This is a genomic window from Cognatiluteimonas lumbrici, from assembly GCF_006476065.1.
Classification (GTDB): Bacteria; Pseudomonadota; Gammaproteobacteria; order Xanthomonadales; family Xanthomonadaceae; genus Cognatiluteimonas; species Cognatiluteimonas lumbrici.
In genome coordinates this window covers 1,190,207-1,207,571 of record NZ_ML636798.1, presented here as the reverse complement: position 1 = coordinate 1,207,571, position 17,365 = coordinate 1,190,207, and the positions used below count along the sequence as shown (strand labels likewise).

The following is a 17,365-nucleotide window of genomic DNA, read 5'->3' as shown; positions in this document are numbered from 1 at the left end:
CTTTACCTGTGTGTGGGGTTACCAGTCGAAGCTGGGGACCGGCGCGAAGCCGGCGAGATAGGGCATGTCGGTTTCGAACAGCGACTCGACGGCGACGTCGCCGGCGCCTTCGCCGGTGCGGCGCAGCAGCACCGCTTCCATTGCCGGCGCGCGGCCGCGGACCGCGAACAGGCGGCCCCCGGGGCGCAGCCACTGCACGAAGCGGGCCGGGATCTCGTCGACCGCGCCGCCGACGCAGATGGCGTCGAACTCGCGGCCGGGTGCGTAGGACAACGCATCGGCGATGAGCACGTTGACGTTGTCGCCGAAGCCGTTGTCGGCGAGGCGGGCGCGCGCGGCGACCGCGAGGTCGTCGTGCAGTTCGATGCTGGTGACTTCGCGGGCCAGCCGGCCCATGCAGGCGGCCAGGTAGCCGGTGCCGGTGCCGATGTCGAGCACGCTGTCGCCGGGCTCCAGCGCCAGCGCCTGCAGCGCCCGTCCCTCGACCACCGGCTTGAACATCACCTCGCCGTGCCCGATCGGCAGCGGCAGGTCGGCGTAGGCGAGCGCGCGGCAGGCCTCCGGGACGAAGGCCTCGCGCGGCATCCGCGCCAGCAGGTCGAGCACGCGCAGGTCGAGCACGTCCCAGGGACGCACCTGCTGCTCGACCATCAGTTCGCGGGCTCGGGCGTAGTCGATCGGGGTCATTTCAGGACAGTCTCGCTGGGGGCGGCCAGGCAGCCGGACCCGCGATTTTACCCGCCCGGGGGCGGGAGGGCTCGGACAGGATGGCCGCCGCGGCCGGGAGCCACTGAGTGCCGGAAGTCACCGGGACCGAAGTCATCGGCCGTCCCGCGGGGCGTAGGCGCGCAGGAAGAAATCCACCGACGCGGCCACGTGCCCCTCGGGGTCGTCGCAGTGGCCGCAGCAGCCCAGCACCATGCGCGTGTGCAGCTCGCCCTTGAGCAGGGTCAGGAACTGGCGGGCGGCGAGCGTGGGGTCCTCGATCTCCAGTTCGCCCCTGTTCGCGCGCCGGCGCAGCAGGTCGGCGAACACGCGCTGCACGCGCGCGGGGCCGGCCTCCCAGAACTTCCCGGGCAGCGGCGAGTCGGCCATGCGCGGCGAGCACAGCATGCGGTGGCCGGCCACCGCCTCGGGGCTGGACACGAACGCGAAGAACACGCGGCCGACCTGCATCAGGCGCTCGCGGATCGGCATGTCCGGCGCCGACTCGAACAGCGAGTCCGGCAGGTTCTGTTCGCAGTAGGACTTCACCACCGCCGCGAACAGCGTGTCCTTGTCGCCGTAGTGGCTGTAGACGGTGAGCTTGGAGACGCCCGCCTCGGCGGCGATCTGGTCCATGCTGGCGCCGTCGAAGCCGTGGGCGGTGAACAGCCGGCGGGCGGCCTCGAGGATCGCGCCGGCCTTTTCCATGTCCTTTGGGCGGCCGGGGGCCGCGGGCCTGGCGGGGGGAAGGGGGGCAATGCTGGACATGCCGCAATAGTAGACTAAGCGGTTTTATATTTATACCATACCGTCCGGTTCATTAATCCGGCGGCAGGGACACACGGCGATGGCGAACACGGAACGACGCCCGCGGAACGGAGCAAGCATGGCCGTCGGGCCGCTGCTGGGGCTGGCGCTCGCGCTGGCGGGGTGTGGCGGCGAGCCGGCCGCCGAGGCGCCGCGTCCGGTGCTGGTGGTCCACCCGGAGGCGGGCGGCGATGCCGCCGGCCTGTCGCTGGCCGGCGAAGTGCGCGCACGCGAGGAGAGCCCGCTGGCGTTCCGCGTGGGCGGCAAGCTGGTCCGCCGCGTGGTGGACGTCGGCGACCGCGTGCGGCGGGGGCAGTTGCTCGCGGAACTCGACCCCGGCGACCTGGCGCTGCAGGCGCAGGCCGCGCAGGCCGAACTGGTGGCCGCCGAAGGCCAGTTGCAGCGCGCCCGCGCCGACCGCGAGCGCTATGCCGCGCTGGCCGACGAACAACTGGTCAGCCGCTCCGCGCGCGACGCGCAGGAAGCCGCGTACGCGGCGGCGTTGGGCCAGGCCCGGGCGGCGCGCGCCAACCTCGATGCCGCGCGCAACCAGGTCGCCTACAGCCAGTTGCGCGCCCCCGCCGACGGCGTGATCGCCGCGCGCCAGGCCGAGGCCGGGCAGGTGGTCGCGGCCGGGCAGCCGGTGTTCACGCTGGCCGCGAACGGTCCGCGCGAAGTCGCGATCGCGTTGCCGGAATCGCGCATCCACGCGTTCGCCGTCGGCCGCCCGGCGCAGGTGGAGTTGTGGAACGAACAGGGCAGGCGGCTGCCGGGGCGGATCCACGAGATCGCCCCCGCCGCCGATCCGGTGACGCGGACCTACGCGGCGCGCGTCGCGTTGCAGCCCGGCAGCGACGTGGAGCTCGGCCAGAGCGCGCGCGTGCATTTCCAGCCCGCCGACAATGACGCGCCTGTCCTGGCCGTGCCGCTGGCCGCGCTGCAGCGCAGCGACGCTGGCGGCACCGCGGTGTGGGTGGTGGATCCGCGCAGCCACGCGCTGCACCTGCAGCCGGTCGAGGCCGGCCCCTACGGCGAGGACCGCGTGCCGATCCTGCGCGGTCTCTCCCCCGGCGACTGGATCGTCGCCGCCGGCGGCCACCTGCTGCGCGAAGGCCAGGTCGTGCGTCCGCTCGACCGCGACAACCGGCCACTGCCCGCCGCGCCCGGGAAGCAATAGCGCATGTCGCGCTTCAACCTGTCCGAGTGGGCCCTGCGCAACCGCGCGCTGGTGGTCTACGCGATGCTGGTGCTGGCGCTCGCCGGCGCCTGGTCCTACGCCCAGCTCGGCCAGTCCGAGGATCCGCCGTTCACCTTCAAGGCGATGGTGGTGCGCACGCTGTGGCCGGGCGCGACCGCCGAAGAGACCGCACTCCAGGTCACCGAACGCATCGAGAAGGCGCTGATGGCGACCGGCCAGTACGAGTTCATCCGCTCGTACTCGCGCCCGGGCGACTCGCAGGTGATCTTCATGGCGAAGGACGCCATGCGTTCGAAGGACGTGCCCGACCTCTGGTACGACGTGCGGAAGAAGGTCGGCGACATCCGGCACACGCTGCCTGAGGGCACCGTCGGCCCGTTCTTCAACGACGAGTTCGGCACCACCTTCGGCAACATCTACGCGATCACCGGCGAGGGCTTCGACTACGCGGTGCTCAAGGACCACGCCGACCGCATCCAGCTCGAGCTGCAGCGGGTGGAGGACGTCGGCAAGGTCGAGCTGGTCGGGCTGCAGGACGAGAAGCTGTGGATCGAGCTCGACAACGCCAGGCTGGCCACGCTCGGGATCCCGCTGGCCGCGGTGAAGCAGGCGCTGGAGCAGCAGAACGCGGTGGTCCCGGCGGGCTTCTTCGAGGGGCGCCTGGAACGGGTACAGCTGCGCGTCGGCGGCGCCTTCGCCTCGGTGGACGAGTTGCGCGACTTCCCGGTGCGCGCGGGCGACCGCACGGTCCGCCTGGCCGACATCGCCACCGTGCAGCGCGGCTTCAGCGACCCGGCGGCGCCGAAGATGCGCTTCATGGGCGAAAACGCCATCGGCATCGCGGTGGCGATGAAGGACGGCGGCGACATCCTGCAGCTCGGGGACACCCTGGACGCCGAGTTCGCGCGCCTGCAGGAAGGACTGCCCGCCGGGATGGAGCTGCGCAAGGTCAGCGACCAGCCGGAAGCGGTGCGCGACTCGGTCGGCGAGTTCACGCGGGTGCTGGCCGAGGCGGTGCTGATCGTGCTGGTGGTGAGCTTCTTCTCGCTCGGACTGCGCACCGGCATGGTGGTCGCGGTCAGCATCCCGCTGGTGCTGGCGATGACCTTCGCGCTGATGCACTACTTCGGCATCGGCCTGCACAAGGTCTCGCTGGGCGCGCTGGTGCTCGCGCTGGGGCTGATGGTGGACGACGCGATCATCGCGGTGGAGATGATGGCGATCAAGATGGAGCAGGGCTTCTCGCGGCTGAAGGCGGCGGCCTTCGCCTGGGAGAGCACCGCGTTCCCGATGCTCACCGGCACCCTGGTGACCGCGGCCGGGTTCCTGCCGATCGCCACCGCCGAATCCAGCGTCGGCGAGTACACCCGCTCGCTGTTCGAGGTGGTCACCATCGCGCTGCTGGTGTCGTGGATCGCCGCGGTCGTGTTCATCCCCTACCTGGGCGACCGCATGCTGCCCGACCGGCCGCGCGGCGAGGAAGCGCACGATCCGTACCAGACCCGCTTCTACCGGCGCTTCCGCACGCTGGTGGACTGGTGCCTGCGCCGCCGCTGGCTGGTGATCGCCGCCACCGCCGGCCTGCTGGTCGCCTCGGTGCTGCTGTTCCGCTTCGTGCCGCAGCAGTTCTTCCCGGACTCGACCCGGCCGGAGCTGATGGTGGACATGGAACTGGCCGAAGGCTCGTCGCTGCGCGCGACCGCCACGCAGGCGCAGCGGCTGGAAGCGATGCTCGCCGAACGCGAGGGTATCGACAACTTCGTCGCCTACGTCGGCACCGGTTCGCCGCGCTTCTACCTGCCGCTGGACCAGCAGCTCCCCGCGGCCAACTTCGCCCAGTTCGTGGTGCGTGCCGAAAGCATCGACGCGCGCGAGGAACTGCGCGACTGGCTGACCGACGAGGTCGCCCCGCGCTTCCCGGAGCTGCAGCTGCGCGTCACCCGGCTCGAGAACGGCCCGCCGGTCGGCTACCCGGTGCAGTTCCGCGTCTCCGGCGAGCACATCGACCAGGTGCGCGCGCTGGCGCGCCGGGTCGAGGCCAAGGTGAGAGCGAACCCGAACGTCGCCAACGTCAACCTGGACTGGGACGAGCCGAGCAAGGTCGTGCGGCTGGTGGTGGACCAGGCGCGGGCGCGCGCGCTGGGCGTGAGTTCGCAGCAGCTGGCGCTGTTCCTCCAGGGTCAGCTCTCCGGCCTGCACGTGGGAACCTATCGCGAAGGCAACGAGTTGATCGAGATCCTGCTGCGCGGGAACGACGACGAGCGCACCCGGCTGGATCTGCTGGAAAGCCTGGCGGTGCCCACGGCCGGCGGCGGCTCGGTGCCGCTGGCGCAGGTGGCGACGCTCGAGCACGGCTTCGAGGACGGCATCATCTGGCACCGCGACCGACTGCCGACGATGACCGTGCGCGCCGACGTGCGCGGCGACCTGTTGCCGGCGACGGTGACCGCGCAGATCGAGCCGACCCTGGAAGACATCCGCGCGGACCTGCCCCCGGGCTACCTGCTGGAGACCGGCGGCAGCGTCGAGGACGCCGCGCGCGGACAGGATTCGATCAAGGCCGGTCTGCCGCTGTTCCTTGTCGTGGTCGTGACCCTGCTGATGATCCAGCTGCGCAGCCTGTCGCGCACGGTGCTGGTGCTGCTGACGGCGCCGCTCGGGCTGATCGGCGTGACCCTGTTCCTGCTCGTGTTCCGGGTGCCGTTCGGCTTCGTGGCGATGCTCGGCACGATCGCGCTGGCCGGCATGATCATGCGCAACTCGGTGATCCTGGTGGACCAGATCGAGCAGGACATCGCCGCCGGCCACGATCGCTGGACCGCGGTCGTGGACGCCACCGTGCGCCGCTTCCGCCCGATCGTGCTGACCGCGCTGGCGGCGATCCTGGCGATGATCCCGCTCTCGCGCAGCGCCTTCTTCGGCCCGATGGCAGTCTCGATCATGGGCGGCCTCACCGTCGCGACGGTGCTGACGCTGCTGTTCCTCCCGGCGTTGTATGCGGCGTGGTTCCGCGTCCACAAGCCAGCCCGCTGGTAGCACTCCCGCGGCCGGCTTCGTGCCAGAATGGCCCCCGAAGCGGGGGTACCGGCGCGCCGGTTGAGACACACCCTTCGAACCTGATCCGGCTGATACCGGCGTAGGGAAGCTTCGCGAACCGGGCCTTCACGCCCGGTCGCGCCCCGCTTCGCGACAGTCCACGCGCACGCGCGGACCCCGTATCGAGCGAAACGAGGGCAGCCCCATGAATGCAGTGTCCACCGATCTCCTCCGCCAGGCCGGCGAACTGTCCGAGGCCGTGACCCGGCCGCTGCCCGGGTCGCGAAAGATCCATGTCGCCGGCACGCTGCCCGGCGTCAGGGTGCCGATGCGCGAGATCGCGCAGACCGCGACGCCGACCCTGTTCGGCGGCGAGGACAACCCGCCGATTGCCGTCTACGACACCTCCGGCCCGTATTCCGACCCGGACGCGAGCATCGACCTCGCGCGCGGCCTGCCGCCGCTGCGCGCGGCCTGGATCGCGGCGCGTGGCGACACCGAGGCGCTGGACGGCCTGTCCTCGCAGTTCGGGCGCAAGCGCGAGGCGGACGCGCGGCTGGCGCCGGTGCGCTTTCCCAACCGCCCGCTGCCCCGGCGCGCGCGCGCCGGCGCCAACGTCACCCAGATGCACTACGCGCGTCGCGGCATCGTCACCCCGGAGATGGAGTTCGTCGCGATCCGGGAGAACCAGCGGCTCGAGGCCATTGCCGCCGCCGCGCCCGCGCTCATGGCGCAGCATCCGGGCCAGGACTTCGGCGCCAGCATCCCGCGTCGCATTACGCCCGAGTTCGTGCGCGACGAGATCGCGCGCGGCCGTGCGATCCTGCCGAACAACATCAACCACCCGGAAAGCGAGCCGATGGTCATCGGCCGCAACTTCCTGACCAAGGTCAACGCCAACATCGGCAACAGCGCGGTCTCGTCGGGCATCGCCGAGGAAGTGGAGAAGCTGGTGTGGGCGATCCGCTGGGGCGCCGACACGGTCATGGACCTGTCCACCGGCAAGCACATCCACGAGACCCGCGAGTGGATCGTGCGCAACTCGCCGGTGCCGATCGGCACGGTGCCGATCTACCAGGCGCTGGAAAAGGTCGGCGGCGTCGCCGAGGACCTCACCTGGGAGGTGTTCCGCGACACCCTCGTCGAGCAGGCCGAGCAGGGCGTGGACTATTTCACCATCCACGCCGGCGTGCTGCTGCGCTACGTGCCGCTGACCGCGAAACGCGTGACCGGCATCGTCTCGCGCGGCGGCTCGATCCTCGCCAAGTGGTGCCTCGCGCACCACCGGGAGAACTTCCTCTACACCCACTTCGAGGACATCTGCGAGATCATGAAGGCCTACGACGTGGCCTTCTCGCTCGGCGACGGGCTGCGTCCGGGCTCGATCGCGGACGCCAACGACGCCGCGCAGTTCGGCGAACTCGAGACCCTGGGCGAACTGACGAAGATCGCCTGGAAGCACGACGTGCAGACCATGATCGAGGGCCCCGGCCACGTGCCGATGCAGCTCATCAAGGAGAACATGGACAAGCAGCTCGCCGAATGCGGCGAGGCGCCGTTCTACACCCTGGGGCCGCTGACCACCGACATCGCCCCGGCCTACGACCACATCACCTCGGCGATCGGCGCGGCGATGATCGGCTGGTACGGTTGCGCGATGCTCTGCTACGTGACCCCGAAGGAGCACCTCGGCCTGCCCGACCGCGAGGACGTGCGCGACGGCATCATGGCCTACCGGATCGCCGCGCACGCGGCCGACCTCGCCAAGGGCCATCCGGGCGCGCAGGTGCGCGACAACGCGTTGAGCAAGGCGCGCTTCGAGTTCCGCTGGGAGGACCAGTTCAACCTCGGCCTCGACCCGGAGCGCGCGCGCGAGTTCCACGACGAGACCATGCCGAAGGAAGCGCACAAGTCGGCCCACTTCTGCTCGATGTGCGGGCCGAAGTTCTGCTCGATGCGGATCACCCAGGACGTGCGCGACTACGCCGCAGAGCACGGGCTGGAACCGGACGCCGCGCTCGGCGAGGGCATGGCCGCGAAGTCGGCCGAGTTCCGCCAGTCGGGCGGCAAGGTCTACCACGAGGCCTGACGGGTGCAGCAGGCCTCGCTCTGGTCGCGGCCGTGGACGGTGCTAGCGCGCCGCCATCCCTCGGCGTTCCTGCTGGCCGCGCAGCTGCTGAGCCTGATGATCTACCCGTCCATGGACGACACCAGCAGCGGCCGCCTGCTGTTCGGCGCGGTCGCGCTGGTGGTCGTGCCGCTGGCGGTGTGGGTGGTCAACCGCAGTTCGTCGGTCCACTGGGTGGCCTGGCTGCTGGCGGTGCCGGCGATCGCGCTGGCCGCCGCGGGCGTGCTGCTAGACCTGCCGGGACTGCTGCCGTGGTCGGCGACGCTGGAGGCGGCGCTGTACTTCTACGCCGCCGGCAGCCTCATCGTGTACATGATGAACGACAACGTGGTCAGCGCCGACGAGCTGTTCGCCGCCGGCGCCACCTTCACCCTGCTGGCCTGGGGCTTCGCCTACGCCTACTTCGTCTGCCAGGCCGTGTATCCCGACAGCTTCCACGGCATCGTCGAACCGGAGCGCCCGCGGCGCTGGCTCGAACTGTTGTACCTGAGCTTCAGCAACCTCTCGGCCACCGGCCTCAGCGACGTGGTGCCGCTGGGCTCGCCGGCGCGCGTGCTGGTGATGCTGGAGCAGTTCGCCGGCGTCGGCTACATCGCCACGGTGGTGTCGCGGCTGATCGGCCTGACCATCGTCCGCCACCGCCGCTAGGCGGCGCCGGACGCGGTCGGAAGTCCGCGGCTAGAAGTTCGGCTTGTCCGCGGCGGCCTCATGCCGCGCCATCGCGTCGGCCAGGATCGCCTTCGCCTCCTCGGCGCCGCCCCAGCCGTCCAGGCGCACCCACTTGCCCTTCTCGAGGTCCTTGTAGTGCTCGAAGAAGTGGCCGATGCGCTCGCACCAGTGCGGGCTGACCTTGGAGATGTCGTCGATGTGGCTGTAGCCGGTGAAGATCTTGTCGGCCGGCACCGCCAGCAGCTTCTCGTCGCTGCCGGCCTCGTCGGACATCCTCAGCACGCCGACCGGGCGGCAACGGATCACCGAGCCGGGAATCAGCGGCAGCGGCAGGATCACGAGCACGTCGGCGGGATCGCCGTCGCCGCACAGGGTGCGCGGCACGTAGCCGTAGTTGCACGGGTAGCGCATCGGCGTGGACAGGATGCGGTCGACGAAGATCGCACCGCTTTCCTTGTCCACCTCGTACTTGACCGGCTCGGCGTCCTTGGGGATTTCGATGATGACGTTGATTTCGTCCGGCGGGTTCTTGCCGGTCGGGACGAGGTCCAGGCCCATTGCGTACTGCTCCGTGGGGTTTCAGCGGGGGAAAGGAGCGGATTTTACGCGTCCGCGGGATTCCCTGCCGCCAGCGCCGCGACCGCGGCTGCCTGTGCGCGCAACTCGGCCACCGCGGTGGACTCCCAGCATTCGCCCCGGCGCAGCGCGCCGACCAGGAACAGGCCGGGCACGGGCCTGCCGTTCGTGTCCAGCGCCTGGCCCTCCGGCGTGCAGGCGAGGCCAAGTCCGGTGGGGTCGGCAGCCGCGAGCCCCTGCGACAGCAGGCCGGCGAGCAACGGGGCTTCGCGCACGTCGCCGTCGAGTCCGGTGGCCATCAGCACCGCGGCGAAGCGGCGTGCTTCAGCGCTGGCGGAGCGGCGCCGCCGCAGGGTCGCGCGGACGCCGCCGGCGTCCACCGACAGCGCCTCCAGGCGCGCCGCGGCGATCTCGAGGCGCCCCCTCGCGCGCAGGCGCTCCAGCTCCGCCGCGACCTGGGCAGGGATGCGGTGGCGCACCGTGTCCCACCAGGGACGCAGGTGGCGCAGGAAGCGCTGGCGCACGGCCAGCGGCCAGCCGCGCCACGCGCGCGCGGTGTGGCCGCGCAGGTCGTCGACGAGCGCTTCCGGCGCGGCGCCGGCGGCGACCGCACGGCGGAACCCGCGCACCGCGGAGGCCAGCCGCCCCTGCTCGAGCGCGGTCATCGCGGCTTCCGGCAGCGGCTGCGGCACGACCCCGTCCGCGGGGTGCGGTCGCGGCAGCAGGCCGCGGCGCGAGATGGCGACGATCCGGCCCCGGTGGTTGCGGGAGTCCAGGGTGAGCACGAGGTCGGCCATCGTCAGCCCGGTGCCGACGATGAGCACTTCGGCGTCGGGGGCGATGCCGTCGAGGGCGCCGGGTTGCCATGGATCGGCGACCACGCCCGCGGGCGTGGCGCCCCTGGCCGGCGACGACGCCGGCGCTCCGACCGCGATCACCACCGCATCGGCCTGCAGCGTGGTGCCCGCGTTGGTGTGGAGCCGCCAGCCGGTGTCGTCGCGTTGCAGCGAGTGGGCGTCCTCGTCGACGACCTGGAGGGCAGGGCCGTGCTCGCGGCGTGCGGCCTGGAGCCGGTCGAGCAGGTAGCGGCCGTACTCGGCCCTGGGCCGGAACCCGCCGCGTGCCCCGCCGGACAGGCCCAGCCAGTCCGCGAAGGCGCCGGCGTCGCCGGGATCCAGCCCCATGCGGTCGGCGGGGACGTTGAGCAGATGGTGCGGGCGGGCGCGGCCGTAGGCGATGCCGCGGCCGCGGAGCTCGGAGCCGTCGAGCAACGCGACTTCGGCGCCGCGCGCCAGCAGTTGCAGGGCAGTGGACACCCCGGCGAAGCCGGAGCCGATGACGGCGACGCGCATGCGGGCTTCTCTCCGTGCGGTGGGGGACCGCCGTGCCGGCTGCGCCGCTGGGGCGCAGCCGGCGCGTCACGTCAGAGCAGCGGCACCATCAGCAGCGCCACGATGTTGATGATCTTGATCAGCGGGTTGATCGCCGGGCCGGCGGTGTCCTTGTACGGATCGCCGACGGTGTCGCCGGTGACCGCGGCCTTGTGCGCCTCGGAGCCCTTGCCGCCGTGGTTGCCGTCCTCGATGTACTTCTTGGCGTTGTCCCACGCGCCGCCGCCGGTGGTCATCGAGATGGCCACGAACAGTCCGGTGACGATGGTGCCGATCAGCAGGCCGCCCAGCGCCTTCGGCCCGAGCAGGATGCCGACGATCACCGGTACCACGACCGGCAGCAGCGACGGCACGATCATTTCCTTGATCGCGGACTTCGTCAGCATGTCCACCGCCTTGTCGTACTGCGGCTTGCCGGTGCCGTCCATGATCCCCTTGATGTCGCGGAACTGGCGGCGGACTTCCTCCACCACGGAACCGGCCGCGCGGCCGACGGCCTCCATCGCCATCGCGCCGAACAGGTAGGGGATCAGGCCGCCGATCAGCAGGCCGATGATCACCATGTGGTCGGACAGGTCGAAGGTGAACTCCACGCCGGGGTTGTTGGCCTGCAGGTTGTGGGTGTAGTCCGCGAACAGCACCAGCGCCGCCAGCGCGGCCGAACCGATCGCGTAGCCCTTGGTCACCGCCTTGGTGGTGTTGCCGACCGCGTCCAGCGGGTCGGTGATGTCGCGCACCTCGGGCGGCATCTCGGCCATCTCGGCGATGCCGCCGGCGTTGTCGGTGATCGGGCCGTAGGCGTCGAGGGCCACGATCATGCCCGCCATCGACAGCATCGCGGTCGCGGCGATGGCGATGCCGTAGAGGCCGCCCAGTTCGAACGCGCCCCAGATCGCGATGCAGACCGCGACCACCGGCATCGCGGTGGACTTCATCGAGATGCCGAGGCCGGCGATGATGTTGGTGCCGTGGCCGGTGGTCGAGGCCGCCGCGATGTGCTGGACCGGCTTGTACTGGGTGCCGGTGTAGTACTCGGTGATCCACACGATCACGCCGGTCAGGACCAGGCCGATGAGGGCGCACCAGAACAGGTTCATGGCGCCGACGCCGGCATCGCCCATCAGCTGCATGGTGATCGGGTAGAAGGCGATCGCCGCCAGCACCGCGGAGATGATCACACCCTTGTAGAGCGCGCCCATGATGTTGGAACCGCCGTCCTTAACGCGGACGAAGAACGCGCCGACGATCGAGGCGATGATCGAGACGCCGCCCAGCACCAGCGGGTAGAGCACGCCGTTGCTGCCGGCCTCGGCGGTCATCAGGCCGCCCAGCAGCATGGTCGCGATCACGGTCACCGCGTAGGTCTCGAACAGGTCCGCGGCCATGCCGGCGCAGTCGCCGACGTTGTCGCCGACGTTGTCCGCGATCACCGCGGGATTGCGCGGGTCGTCCTCGGGGATCCCGGCCTCGACCTTGCCCACCAGGTCGGCGCCGACGTCGGCGCCCTTGGTGAAGATGCCGCCGCCCAGGCGCGCGAAGATCGAGATCAGCGAGCTGCCGAAGGCCAGGCCGACCAGTGCGTGCAGCGCGTCCTCGCCGGTGATGCCCATCGCGGCGAGCACCCACCAGTAACCGGCCACGCCCAGCAGGCCGAGGCCGACCACCAGCATGCCGGTGATGGCGCCGCCGCGGAACGCGACGTCCATCGCCTTGGACATGCCGCTGCGCGCGGCTTCGGCGGTGCGCACGTTGGCGCGGACCGAGACGTTCATGCCGATGTAGCCGGCCACGCCGGACAGCACCGCGCCGATCAGGAAGCCGATCGCCGTGGGCCAGGTGAGCGCGAAGCCGACCACCAGGAACAGCACGACGCCGGCGATGGCGATGGTGCTGTACTGCCGGTTGAGGTAGGCCCGCGCGCCTTCCTGGATGGCGGCGGCGATTTCCTGCATGCGGGCGTTGCCCGCGGGCTGCGCGCCGATCCAGCGTGCGGAAATGATCCCGTACAGGATCGCGAGGACGGCGCAGGCGAGCGCCAGGATGAGACCGTACTGCTGAAGCATGAACCCCTCCCCGGATTTGAGAGACAGCAAGGACGAACCGGACGACTATCGCACAGGATGACGGCCTTGTTCAGCGGCGCCGTGGCAGCCTGCCCCCCCGGCTCGATCCACTGGAGGCTCCCGATGCGCGTTGCTGCCGCAACCCTCGTTGTCCTTGCCGTTGCCGCCCCGGCGGTGCTCGCCGCCGGCGCCGAGCCGGAGGTGCGCCGCGACGCCGCGCCGCCGCAGGCGGTCGGCAAGCCGCATTCCCTGCGCACCATCCCGGAGGCATGCGCCACGCTGGTCGGCGTGTTCACCGGGAAGGCCGATGCGCCGTACGCGCTCGACGCCCGGCGCACCAGCCCGGCCTGCCAGCCGCGCGCCCGGCTGGTGGACGCGCAGAAAGCAGGCGCCTCGGCCGAGGCCGGCTGGATCCTCAACGACCGCATCCGCGTGCCCAGCGCCGCGTGCCCGGGCCGCGAGGCGGTGGTGGAGGTCTGGCGCCGCCCGGGCGAGGCCGGGGTGCCGGGCCGCGACGGCCAGGGCCAGGCACGCATCTACCTGCGCGAGGGCCTGGCCAAGGCCAGGGCGGGCGCGCTCGCCGCGCTGCCCGCCTACGCGGTGTCCATGCAGCTGCAGGGCAAGCCCTGCGACTGAGTCAGTCCCGCCAGGCCGGCAGCTTGCGGGCCACGCGCCGGTTGCGCAGCACCACGTACCGGGGCAGGCCGTCGCGGCCGTAGGGCGGCGGCGCTTCGCCCCGGACCAGCGGCTCCAGGTAACGCCGCGCCGCGGCGGTGATGCCGAAGCCGTCGCGGCGGATGAAGCCCGCCGGCAGCTTCTTCTCGCGGTTGGCGACCCGCTCCAGCGACGCGGCCTCGATCTTCCAGCGGTAGGGCGAGTCCGAGGTGCGCACGATCACCGGCATGGTCGCGTTGCGCCCGGCAAGCGCGAATTCCACCGCCTTGCGCCCGACCGCCTGCGCGTGGGCGAGGTCGGTGGCCGACGCGACGTGGCGCGCGGACCGTTGCAGGTAGTCGGGCAGGGCCCAGTGCACCTTCATGCCGAGCGCGTCGTGGACACGGCCGGCGAGGTGCGCGGCGACGCCGCCGAGCTGGGTGTGCCCGAACGCGTCCTTGCCGGCACCGGCATCGGCGACGAAGCGCCCGGAAGCGTCGCGGATGCCTTCGCTGGCGACCACCACGCACCAGCCCACCGTGGCCACCACCCGCTCGACCTTGGCGAGGAACGCGGCCTCGTCGTAGGCGCGCTCGGGGAACAGGATGACCTGCGGCGCCTCGTCGGGCGTGGCCCCGGCCAGCCCGGCGGAAGCCGCCAGCCAGCCGGCATGGCGGCCCATGGCCTCGTACACGAACACCTTGGTCGAAGTCTCCGACATCGAGGCCACGTCCAGCGCGGCCTCGCGCACCGACACCGCGGTGTACTTGGCGGCCGAGCCGAAGCCCGGGCAGCAGTCGGTCACTGCCAGGTCGTTGTCGATCGTCTTCGGCACCCCGATGCAGGTCAGCGGATAGTCGAACTCCGCCGCCAACCGGGACATCTTGAGCGCGGTGTCCGCCGAATCGTTGCCGCCGTTGTAGAGGAACCAGCGCACGTCGTGGGCACGGAACACCTCCATCAGCCGCTCGTAGCGGGCGCGGTCCTCGTCCAGCGACTTCAGCTTGACCCGGCACGAGCCGAACGCGCCACCCGGCGTGTGCGCCAGCGCGCGGATCGCCGCGGCCGGCTCCTTCGAGGTGTCGAACAGGGATTCCCGCAGCGCGCCGAGGATGCCGTCGTCCGCGGCCAGTACCCGGACCCGGTGCCGGCGCGCGGTTTCCACCACCGCCCCGGCGGTGGCGTTGATGACGGCGGTGACGCCGCCGGACTGGGCGTAGAGCAGGGTGCCTGCGGGCATGGCGGGTCCTGGCCGGCTGGCCGGATGCGGTATTCTGGCCGAGTCTAGCGCCGGCACCCTGCAAGGCGATGGCAACGTTCGGGAGTTGCGAATGCGATTGGTTCTGTTGGGCGCGCCGGGTTCCGGCAAGGGAACGCAGGCGGCGCGGCTGAAGGCGCACCTGCAGGTGCCGCACATCTCCACCGGCGACCTGCTGCGCGCGGAAGTCGCCGCCGGCAGCAAGCTCGGCCTCGAGGCCAAGGGCGTGATGGCGCGCGGCGAACTGGTCTCCGACGCCATCCTGCTGGGCATGCTCGAAGACCGTTTCTCGCGGCCCGATACCGCCAACGGCTTCATCCTCGACGGCTATCCGCGCAACCTGGCCCAGGCCGACGCGCTCGACGCGCTGCTGCAGCGCATCGGCCAGCCGATGGACTTCGCGGTCCAGCTCGAGGTGCCGCAGGAACTGCTGGTCGAGCGCATCGCCGGGCGTGCCCGCGAGGAAGGTCGCGCCGACGATGCCCCCGAGGCGGTGCGCAAGCGCCTGCAGGTGTACGAGGAGCAGACCGCGCCGGTTGTGGACTTCTACCGCCAGCACGGCCAGCTCACGGTGGTCGACGGCGTCGGCACCCTGGACGAAGTCTTCAACCGCATCATCGAGGCCATCGAGCCCTCCAACCCCGTCGGCTGAATCCCTTCTCCCCGGGAATGAAACTCCACATCCTCGGAATCGCAGGCACCTTCATGGGCGGCGTGGCCGCGCTCGCGCGCGAGCTCGGGCACGCGGTCGAAGGCAGCGACCAGGCGGTGTACCCGCCGATGTCCACCCAGCTCGAGCGCCTGGGCATCGGCCTGCGCCAGGGCTACGACCCGGCCAACATCTCGCCCGATTGCGACGTGGTCGTGGTCGGCAACGCGCTGTCGCGCGGCAACCCCGCGGTCGAGCAGGTGCTCGACGAAGGGCGCGCCTACACCTCGGGCGCGCAGTGGCTCAGCGAGCAGGTGCTGCCGGGACGCGACACGCTGGCGGTGGCCGGCACCCACGGCAAGACCACCACCACCTCGATCCTGGCGTTCCTGCTGCAGGCGGCGGGCGCGGACCCGGGCTTCCTGGTCGGCGGCGTCGCCGAGGACTTCGGCGTGTCCGCGCGCATCGGCGACGGCCGCGCCTTCGTAGTCGAGGCCGACGAGTACGACACCGCGTTCTTCGACAAGCGCAGCAAGTTCGTGCACTACCGCCCGCTGGTGGCGATCCTCAACAACCTCGAGTTCGACCACGCCGACATCTTCCCGGACGTGGCCGCGATCCAGCGTCAGTTCCACCACCTGGTGCGCACCGTGCCGCGGCGCGGCCGGCTGGTGGTCAACGGCGAGGACGCGCGCCTGGCGGAAGTGCTGGAGATGGGCTGCTGGACCCCGGTCGAGCGCTTCGGCATCGACGGCGAAGGGCTGGACTGGCAGGCGCGCCTGCTGGCGACCGACGGCAGCGCGTTCGAGGTGCTGCACCGCGGGGCCGCCCGTGGCGAGGTGCACTGGCCGCTGCTGGGCCGGCACAACGTGATGAACGGCCTCGCCGCGATCGCGGCCGCGCATGCCGCCGGTGCCGACGTCGCGGCGGCGTTGCCGGCGCTGGCCGGGTTCCGCGGCGTGAAGCGCCGGCTCGAGGTCCTGGGCAACCACGCCGGCGTCACCGTGTACGACGATTTCGCGCACCACCCGACCGCGATCGCGACCACCCTGGCCGGCCTGCGCGCGCGGGTCGGCGACGCGCGCATCGTGGTGGCGATGGAGCCGCGCAGCAACTCGATGCGACTGGGCGCGCACGCGGATGCGCTGGCGCCTTCGCTCGCGGGCGCCGACGCGGTGGTGTTCCTGCAGCGCCCCGGACTGGCCTGGGACGCCGGCAAGGTCGTCGCCGCGCTGCGTGGCGAGGGCCACGCGGTCGCCGACGTCGCCGCCCTGGTGTCCACCCTGCGCGCGCTGGTGCGCGACGGCGACCATGTCGTGTTCATGTCCAACGGCGGTTTCGACGGCGCCCCGCGCCGGTTCCTGGACGCGATCGCGGCTGGAGGAACCTGAAGCGGCTTTGACGGCGGCTGGGTTAGGGTGCGGGCATGGACCAGGAGACGATCGGGCTGTTTCCGCTGCACGCGGTGCTGGTGCCGGGGGCGGCCATCGGCCTGCGGGTGTTCGAGCCGCGCTACCTCGACCTGGTGCGCGAGTGCGGGCGCAGCGGCGGCTGCTTCGGCGTGTGCATGATCCTCGCCGGCGAGGAAGCCGGCGCCGCGGCCACGCCCGCCGCGTTCGGCACCGAGGCGCGGATCGAGGACTTCGGCAGCGACGACAAGGGCGTGCTGACCCTGCGCGTACGCGGTCACCGCCGCTTCCGCGTGGCCCGCACCCGGGTGCGCGACAACGGCCTGGTGGTGGGCGACGTCGAGTGGCGCGACGCCGACGGCGACGACGAACTGCGCCCGGAGCACGCGGTGCTCGGGATGCTGCTGCAGCGCATCCTCGAGCAGGTCGGCGGGGAGGACGCGGACCCCGGGCCGCGCCAGATCGACAACGCGGCCTGGGTCGGCTGGCGCCTGGCCGAGTTGCTGCCGATGTCCGAGCGGCAACGCCAGGTGCTGCTGCAGGAGGACGACCCGCACGCGCGCCTGCAGCAGTTGCTCGAACTGGTGTCCGAGGAGACCCCGTAGGAGCGGCGCTGGCGCCGCGACCTGGGACAGGCTCGCCGCCATGGCGGCTCCCACTGGTCGCGGCGCCAGCGCCGCTCCTACAGCAGCGAAGTGTCCACGCGCATCACCACGCGGCCGTTGCGTTCGCCGTCGCGCACGCCGGGGCCGCGCAGGGCGCGGTGCAGGTCGTCGTGCGCGCGGCCCCGGTCGTCCACCGGGCGCCACAGTCCGAACACGC

General features: G+C 71.6%; 14 protein-coding genes and 1 riboswitch. Of the genes, 8 read left to right on the top strand and 6 right to left on the bottom strand.

Features of this window, described 5'->3' with window-relative positions:
- Window positions 1-18: 18 nt before the first annotated feature.
- Both E4F25_RS05825 and E4F25_RS05820 read right to left on the bottom strand, forming a co-directional pair.
- A complete protein-coding gene (locus E4F25_RS05825) occupies window positions 19-687 on the bottom strand; it encodes a protein-L-isoaspartate O-methyltransferase family protein (protein ID WP_140909244.1) in 669 nt (222 codons plus the stop codon).
- Window positions 688-819: 132 nt separating this feature from the next.
- Window positions 820-1,473 carry a TetR/AcrR family transcriptional regulator gene (locus E4F25_RS05820; RefSeq protein ID WP_140909243.1) on the bottom strand — a complete coding sequence of 218 codons (654 nt, stop codon included), beginning with the start codon at window positions 1,471-1,473 and terminating at the stop codon, window positions 820-822.
- Window positions 1,474-1,591: 118 nt separating this feature from the next.
- On the opposite strand from E4F25_RS05820, the gene E4F25_RS05815 reads away from it, so the two are divergent.
- The 4 genes from E4F25_RS05815 (at window position 1,592) to E4F25_RS05800 (ending at window position 8,522) form a co-directional block, all read left to right on the top strand.
- Complete coding sequence (locus E4F25_RS05815; RefSeq protein ID WP_140909242.1) at window positions 1,592-2,689, top strand: efflux RND transporter periplasmic adaptor subunit; 1,098 nt, start codon at window positions 1,592-1,594, stop codon at window positions 2,687-2,689.
- 3 nt (window positions 2,690-2,692) lie between these two features.
- On the top strand, window positions 2,693-5,746 hold the full coding sequence (locus tag E4F25_RS05810; RefSeq protein WP_140909241.1) for an efflux RND transporter permease subunit: 3,054 nt from the start codon (window positions 2,693-2,695) through the stop codon (window positions 5,744-5,746).
- Window positions 5,747-5,777: 31 nt separating this feature from the next.
- Window positions 5,778-5,871: riboswitch (TPP riboswitch) on the top strand.
- Window positions 5,872-5,951: 80 nt separating this feature from the next.
- Window positions 5,952-7,835 (top strand): phosphomethylpyrimidine synthase ThiC, encoded by a 1,884-nt coding sequence (gene thiC / locus E4F25_RS05805; RefSeq protein WP_140909240.1) that lies wholly within the window; start codon window positions 5,952-5,954, stop codon window positions 7,833-7,835.
- 3 nt (window positions 7,836-7,838) lie between these two features.
- Window positions 7,839-8,522: an ion channel gene (locus E4F25_RS05800; protein ID WP_246069781.1), complete on the top strand. Its 684-nt coding sequence runs from the start codon at window positions 7,839-7,841 to the stop codon at window positions 8,520-8,522.
- Between the two features lie 30 nt (window positions 8,523-8,552).
- On the opposite strand, the gene ppa is transcribed toward E4F25_RS05800, so the two are convergent.
- From ppa to E4F25_RS05785, 3 genes are all read right to left on the bottom strand, one after another.
- Window positions 8,553-9,101 (bottom strand): inorganic diphosphatase, encoded by a 549-nt coding sequence (gene ppa / locus E4F25_RS05795; protein WP_140909239.1) that lies wholly within the window; start codon window positions 9,099-9,101, stop codon window positions 8,553-8,555.
- A 44-nt stretch (window positions 9,102-9,145) separates the two neighbouring features.
- Entirely contained in the window at window positions 9,146-10,471 is a 1,326-nt protein-coding gene (locus E4F25_RS05790; protein ID WP_140909238.1) for an FAD/NAD(P)-binding protein, read from the bottom strand.
- A gap of 71 nt (window positions 10,472-10,542) precedes the next feature.
- Window positions 10,543-12,573 (bottom strand): sodium-translocating pyrophosphatase, encoded by a 2,031-nt coding sequence (locus E4F25_RS05785; protein ID WP_140909237.1) that lies wholly within the window; start codon window positions 12,571-12,573, stop codon window positions 10,543-10,545.
- Window positions 12,574-12,696: 123 nt separating this feature from the next.
- On the opposite strand from E4F25_RS05785, the gene E4F25_RS05780 reads away from it, so the two are divergent.
- Complete coding sequence (locus E4F25_RS05780) at window positions 12,697-13,209, top strand: hypothetical protein (RefSeq protein ID WP_140909236.1); 513 nt, start codon at window positions 12,697-12,699, stop codon at window positions 13,207-13,209.
- Between the two features lies 1 nt (window position 13,210).
- Here E4F25_RS05780 and E4F25_RS05775 read toward each other — a convergent pair whose 3' ends face one another.
- A complete protein-coding gene (locus E4F25_RS05775; RefSeq protein WP_140909235.1) occupies window positions 13,211-14,467 on the bottom strand; it encodes a 6-phosphofructokinase in 1,257 nt (418 codons plus the stop codon).
- A 91-nt stretch (window positions 14,468-14,558) separates the two neighbouring features.
- On the opposite strand from E4F25_RS05775, the gene E4F25_RS05770 reads away from it, so the two are divergent.
- The 3 genes from E4F25_RS05770 to E4F25_RS05760 are packed head-to-tail and all read left to right on the top strand — an operon-like array spanning window position 14,559 to window position 17,148.
- The gene (locus E4F25_RS05770) at window positions 14,559-15,137 is read left to right on the top strand and encodes an adenylate kinase (protein WP_140909234.1); all 579 of its coding nucleotides are present in this window, start codon (window positions 14,559-14,561) and stop codon (window positions 15,135-15,137) included.
- Between the two features lie 17 nt (window positions 15,138-15,154).
- On the top strand, window positions 15,155-16,525 hold the full coding sequence (gene mpl, locus E4F25_RS05765; protein ID WP_140909233.1) for a UDP-N-acetylmuramate:L-alanyl-gamma-D-glutamyl-meso-diaminopimelate ligase: 1,371 nt from the start codon (window positions 15,155-15,157) through the stop codon (window positions 16,523-16,525).
- 35 nt (window positions 16,526-16,560) lie between these two features.
- Window positions 16,561-17,148, top strand: coding sequence for an LON peptidase substrate-binding domain-containing protein (locus tag E4F25_RS05760; RefSeq protein ID WP_140909232.1), 588 nt, complete (start codon window positions 16,561-16,563; stop codon window positions 17,146-17,148).
- Window positions 17,149-17,365: the final 217 nt, after the last annotated feature.

Excerpts from the sequence above, each read along its gene's own strand:
- E4F25_RS05785 (WP_140909237.1), bottom strand. The coding sequence starts at position 12,573 with ATGCTTCAGCAGTACGGTCTCATCCTGGCGCTCGCCTGCGCCGTCCTC.
- E4F25_RS05810 (WP_140909241.1), top strand. The coding sequence starts at position 2,693 with ATGTCGCGCTTCAACCTGTCCGAGTGGGCCCTGCGCAACCGCGCGCTG.
- thiC (WP_140909240.1), top strand. The coding sequence starts at position 5,952 with ATGAATGCAGTGTCCACCGATCTCCTCCGCCAGGCCGGCGAACTGTCC.
- mpl (WP_140909233.1), top strand. The coding sequence starts at position 15,155 with ATGAAACTCCACATCCTCGGAATCGCAGGCACCTTCATGGGCGGCGTG.
- E4F25_RS05760 (WP_140909232.1), top strand. The coding sequence starts at position 16,561 with ATGGACCAGGAGACGATCGGGCTGTTTCCGCTGCACGCGGTGCTGGTG.
- E4F25_RS05775 (WP_140909235.1), bottom strand. The coding sequence starts at position 14,467 with ATGCCCGCAGGCACCCTGCTCTACGCCCAGTCCGGCGGCGTCACCGCC.
- E4F25_RS05790 (WP_140909238.1), bottom strand. The coding sequence starts at position 10,471 with ATGCGCGTCGCCGTCATCGGCTCCGGCTTCGCCGGGGTGTCCACTGCC.
- E4F25_RS05770 (WP_140909234.1), top strand. The coding sequence starts at position 14,559 with ATGCGATTGGTTCTGTTGGGCGCGCCGGGTTCCGGCAAGGGAACGCAG.
- E4F25_RS05780 (WP_140909236.1), top strand. The coding sequence starts at position 12,697 with ATGCGCGTTGCTGCCGCAACCCTCGTTGTCCTTGCCGTTGCCGCCCCG.
- E4F25_RS05825 (WP_140909244.1), bottom strand. The coding sequence starts at position 687 with ATGACCCCGATCGACTACGCCCGAGCCCGCGAACTGATGGTCGAGCAG.
- E4F25_RS05820 (WP_140909243.1), bottom strand. The coding sequence starts at position 1,473 with ATGTCCAGCATTGCCCCCCTTCCCCCCGCCAGGCCCGCGGCCCCCGGC.
- E4F25_RS05815 (WP_140909242.1), top strand. The coding sequence starts at position 1,592 with ATGGCCGTCGGGCCGCTGCTGGGGCTGGCGCTCGCGCTGGCGGGGTGT.
- ppa (WP_140909239.1), bottom strand. The coding sequence starts at position 9,101 with ATGGGCCTGGACCTCGTCCCGACCGGCAAGAACCCGCCGGACGAAATC.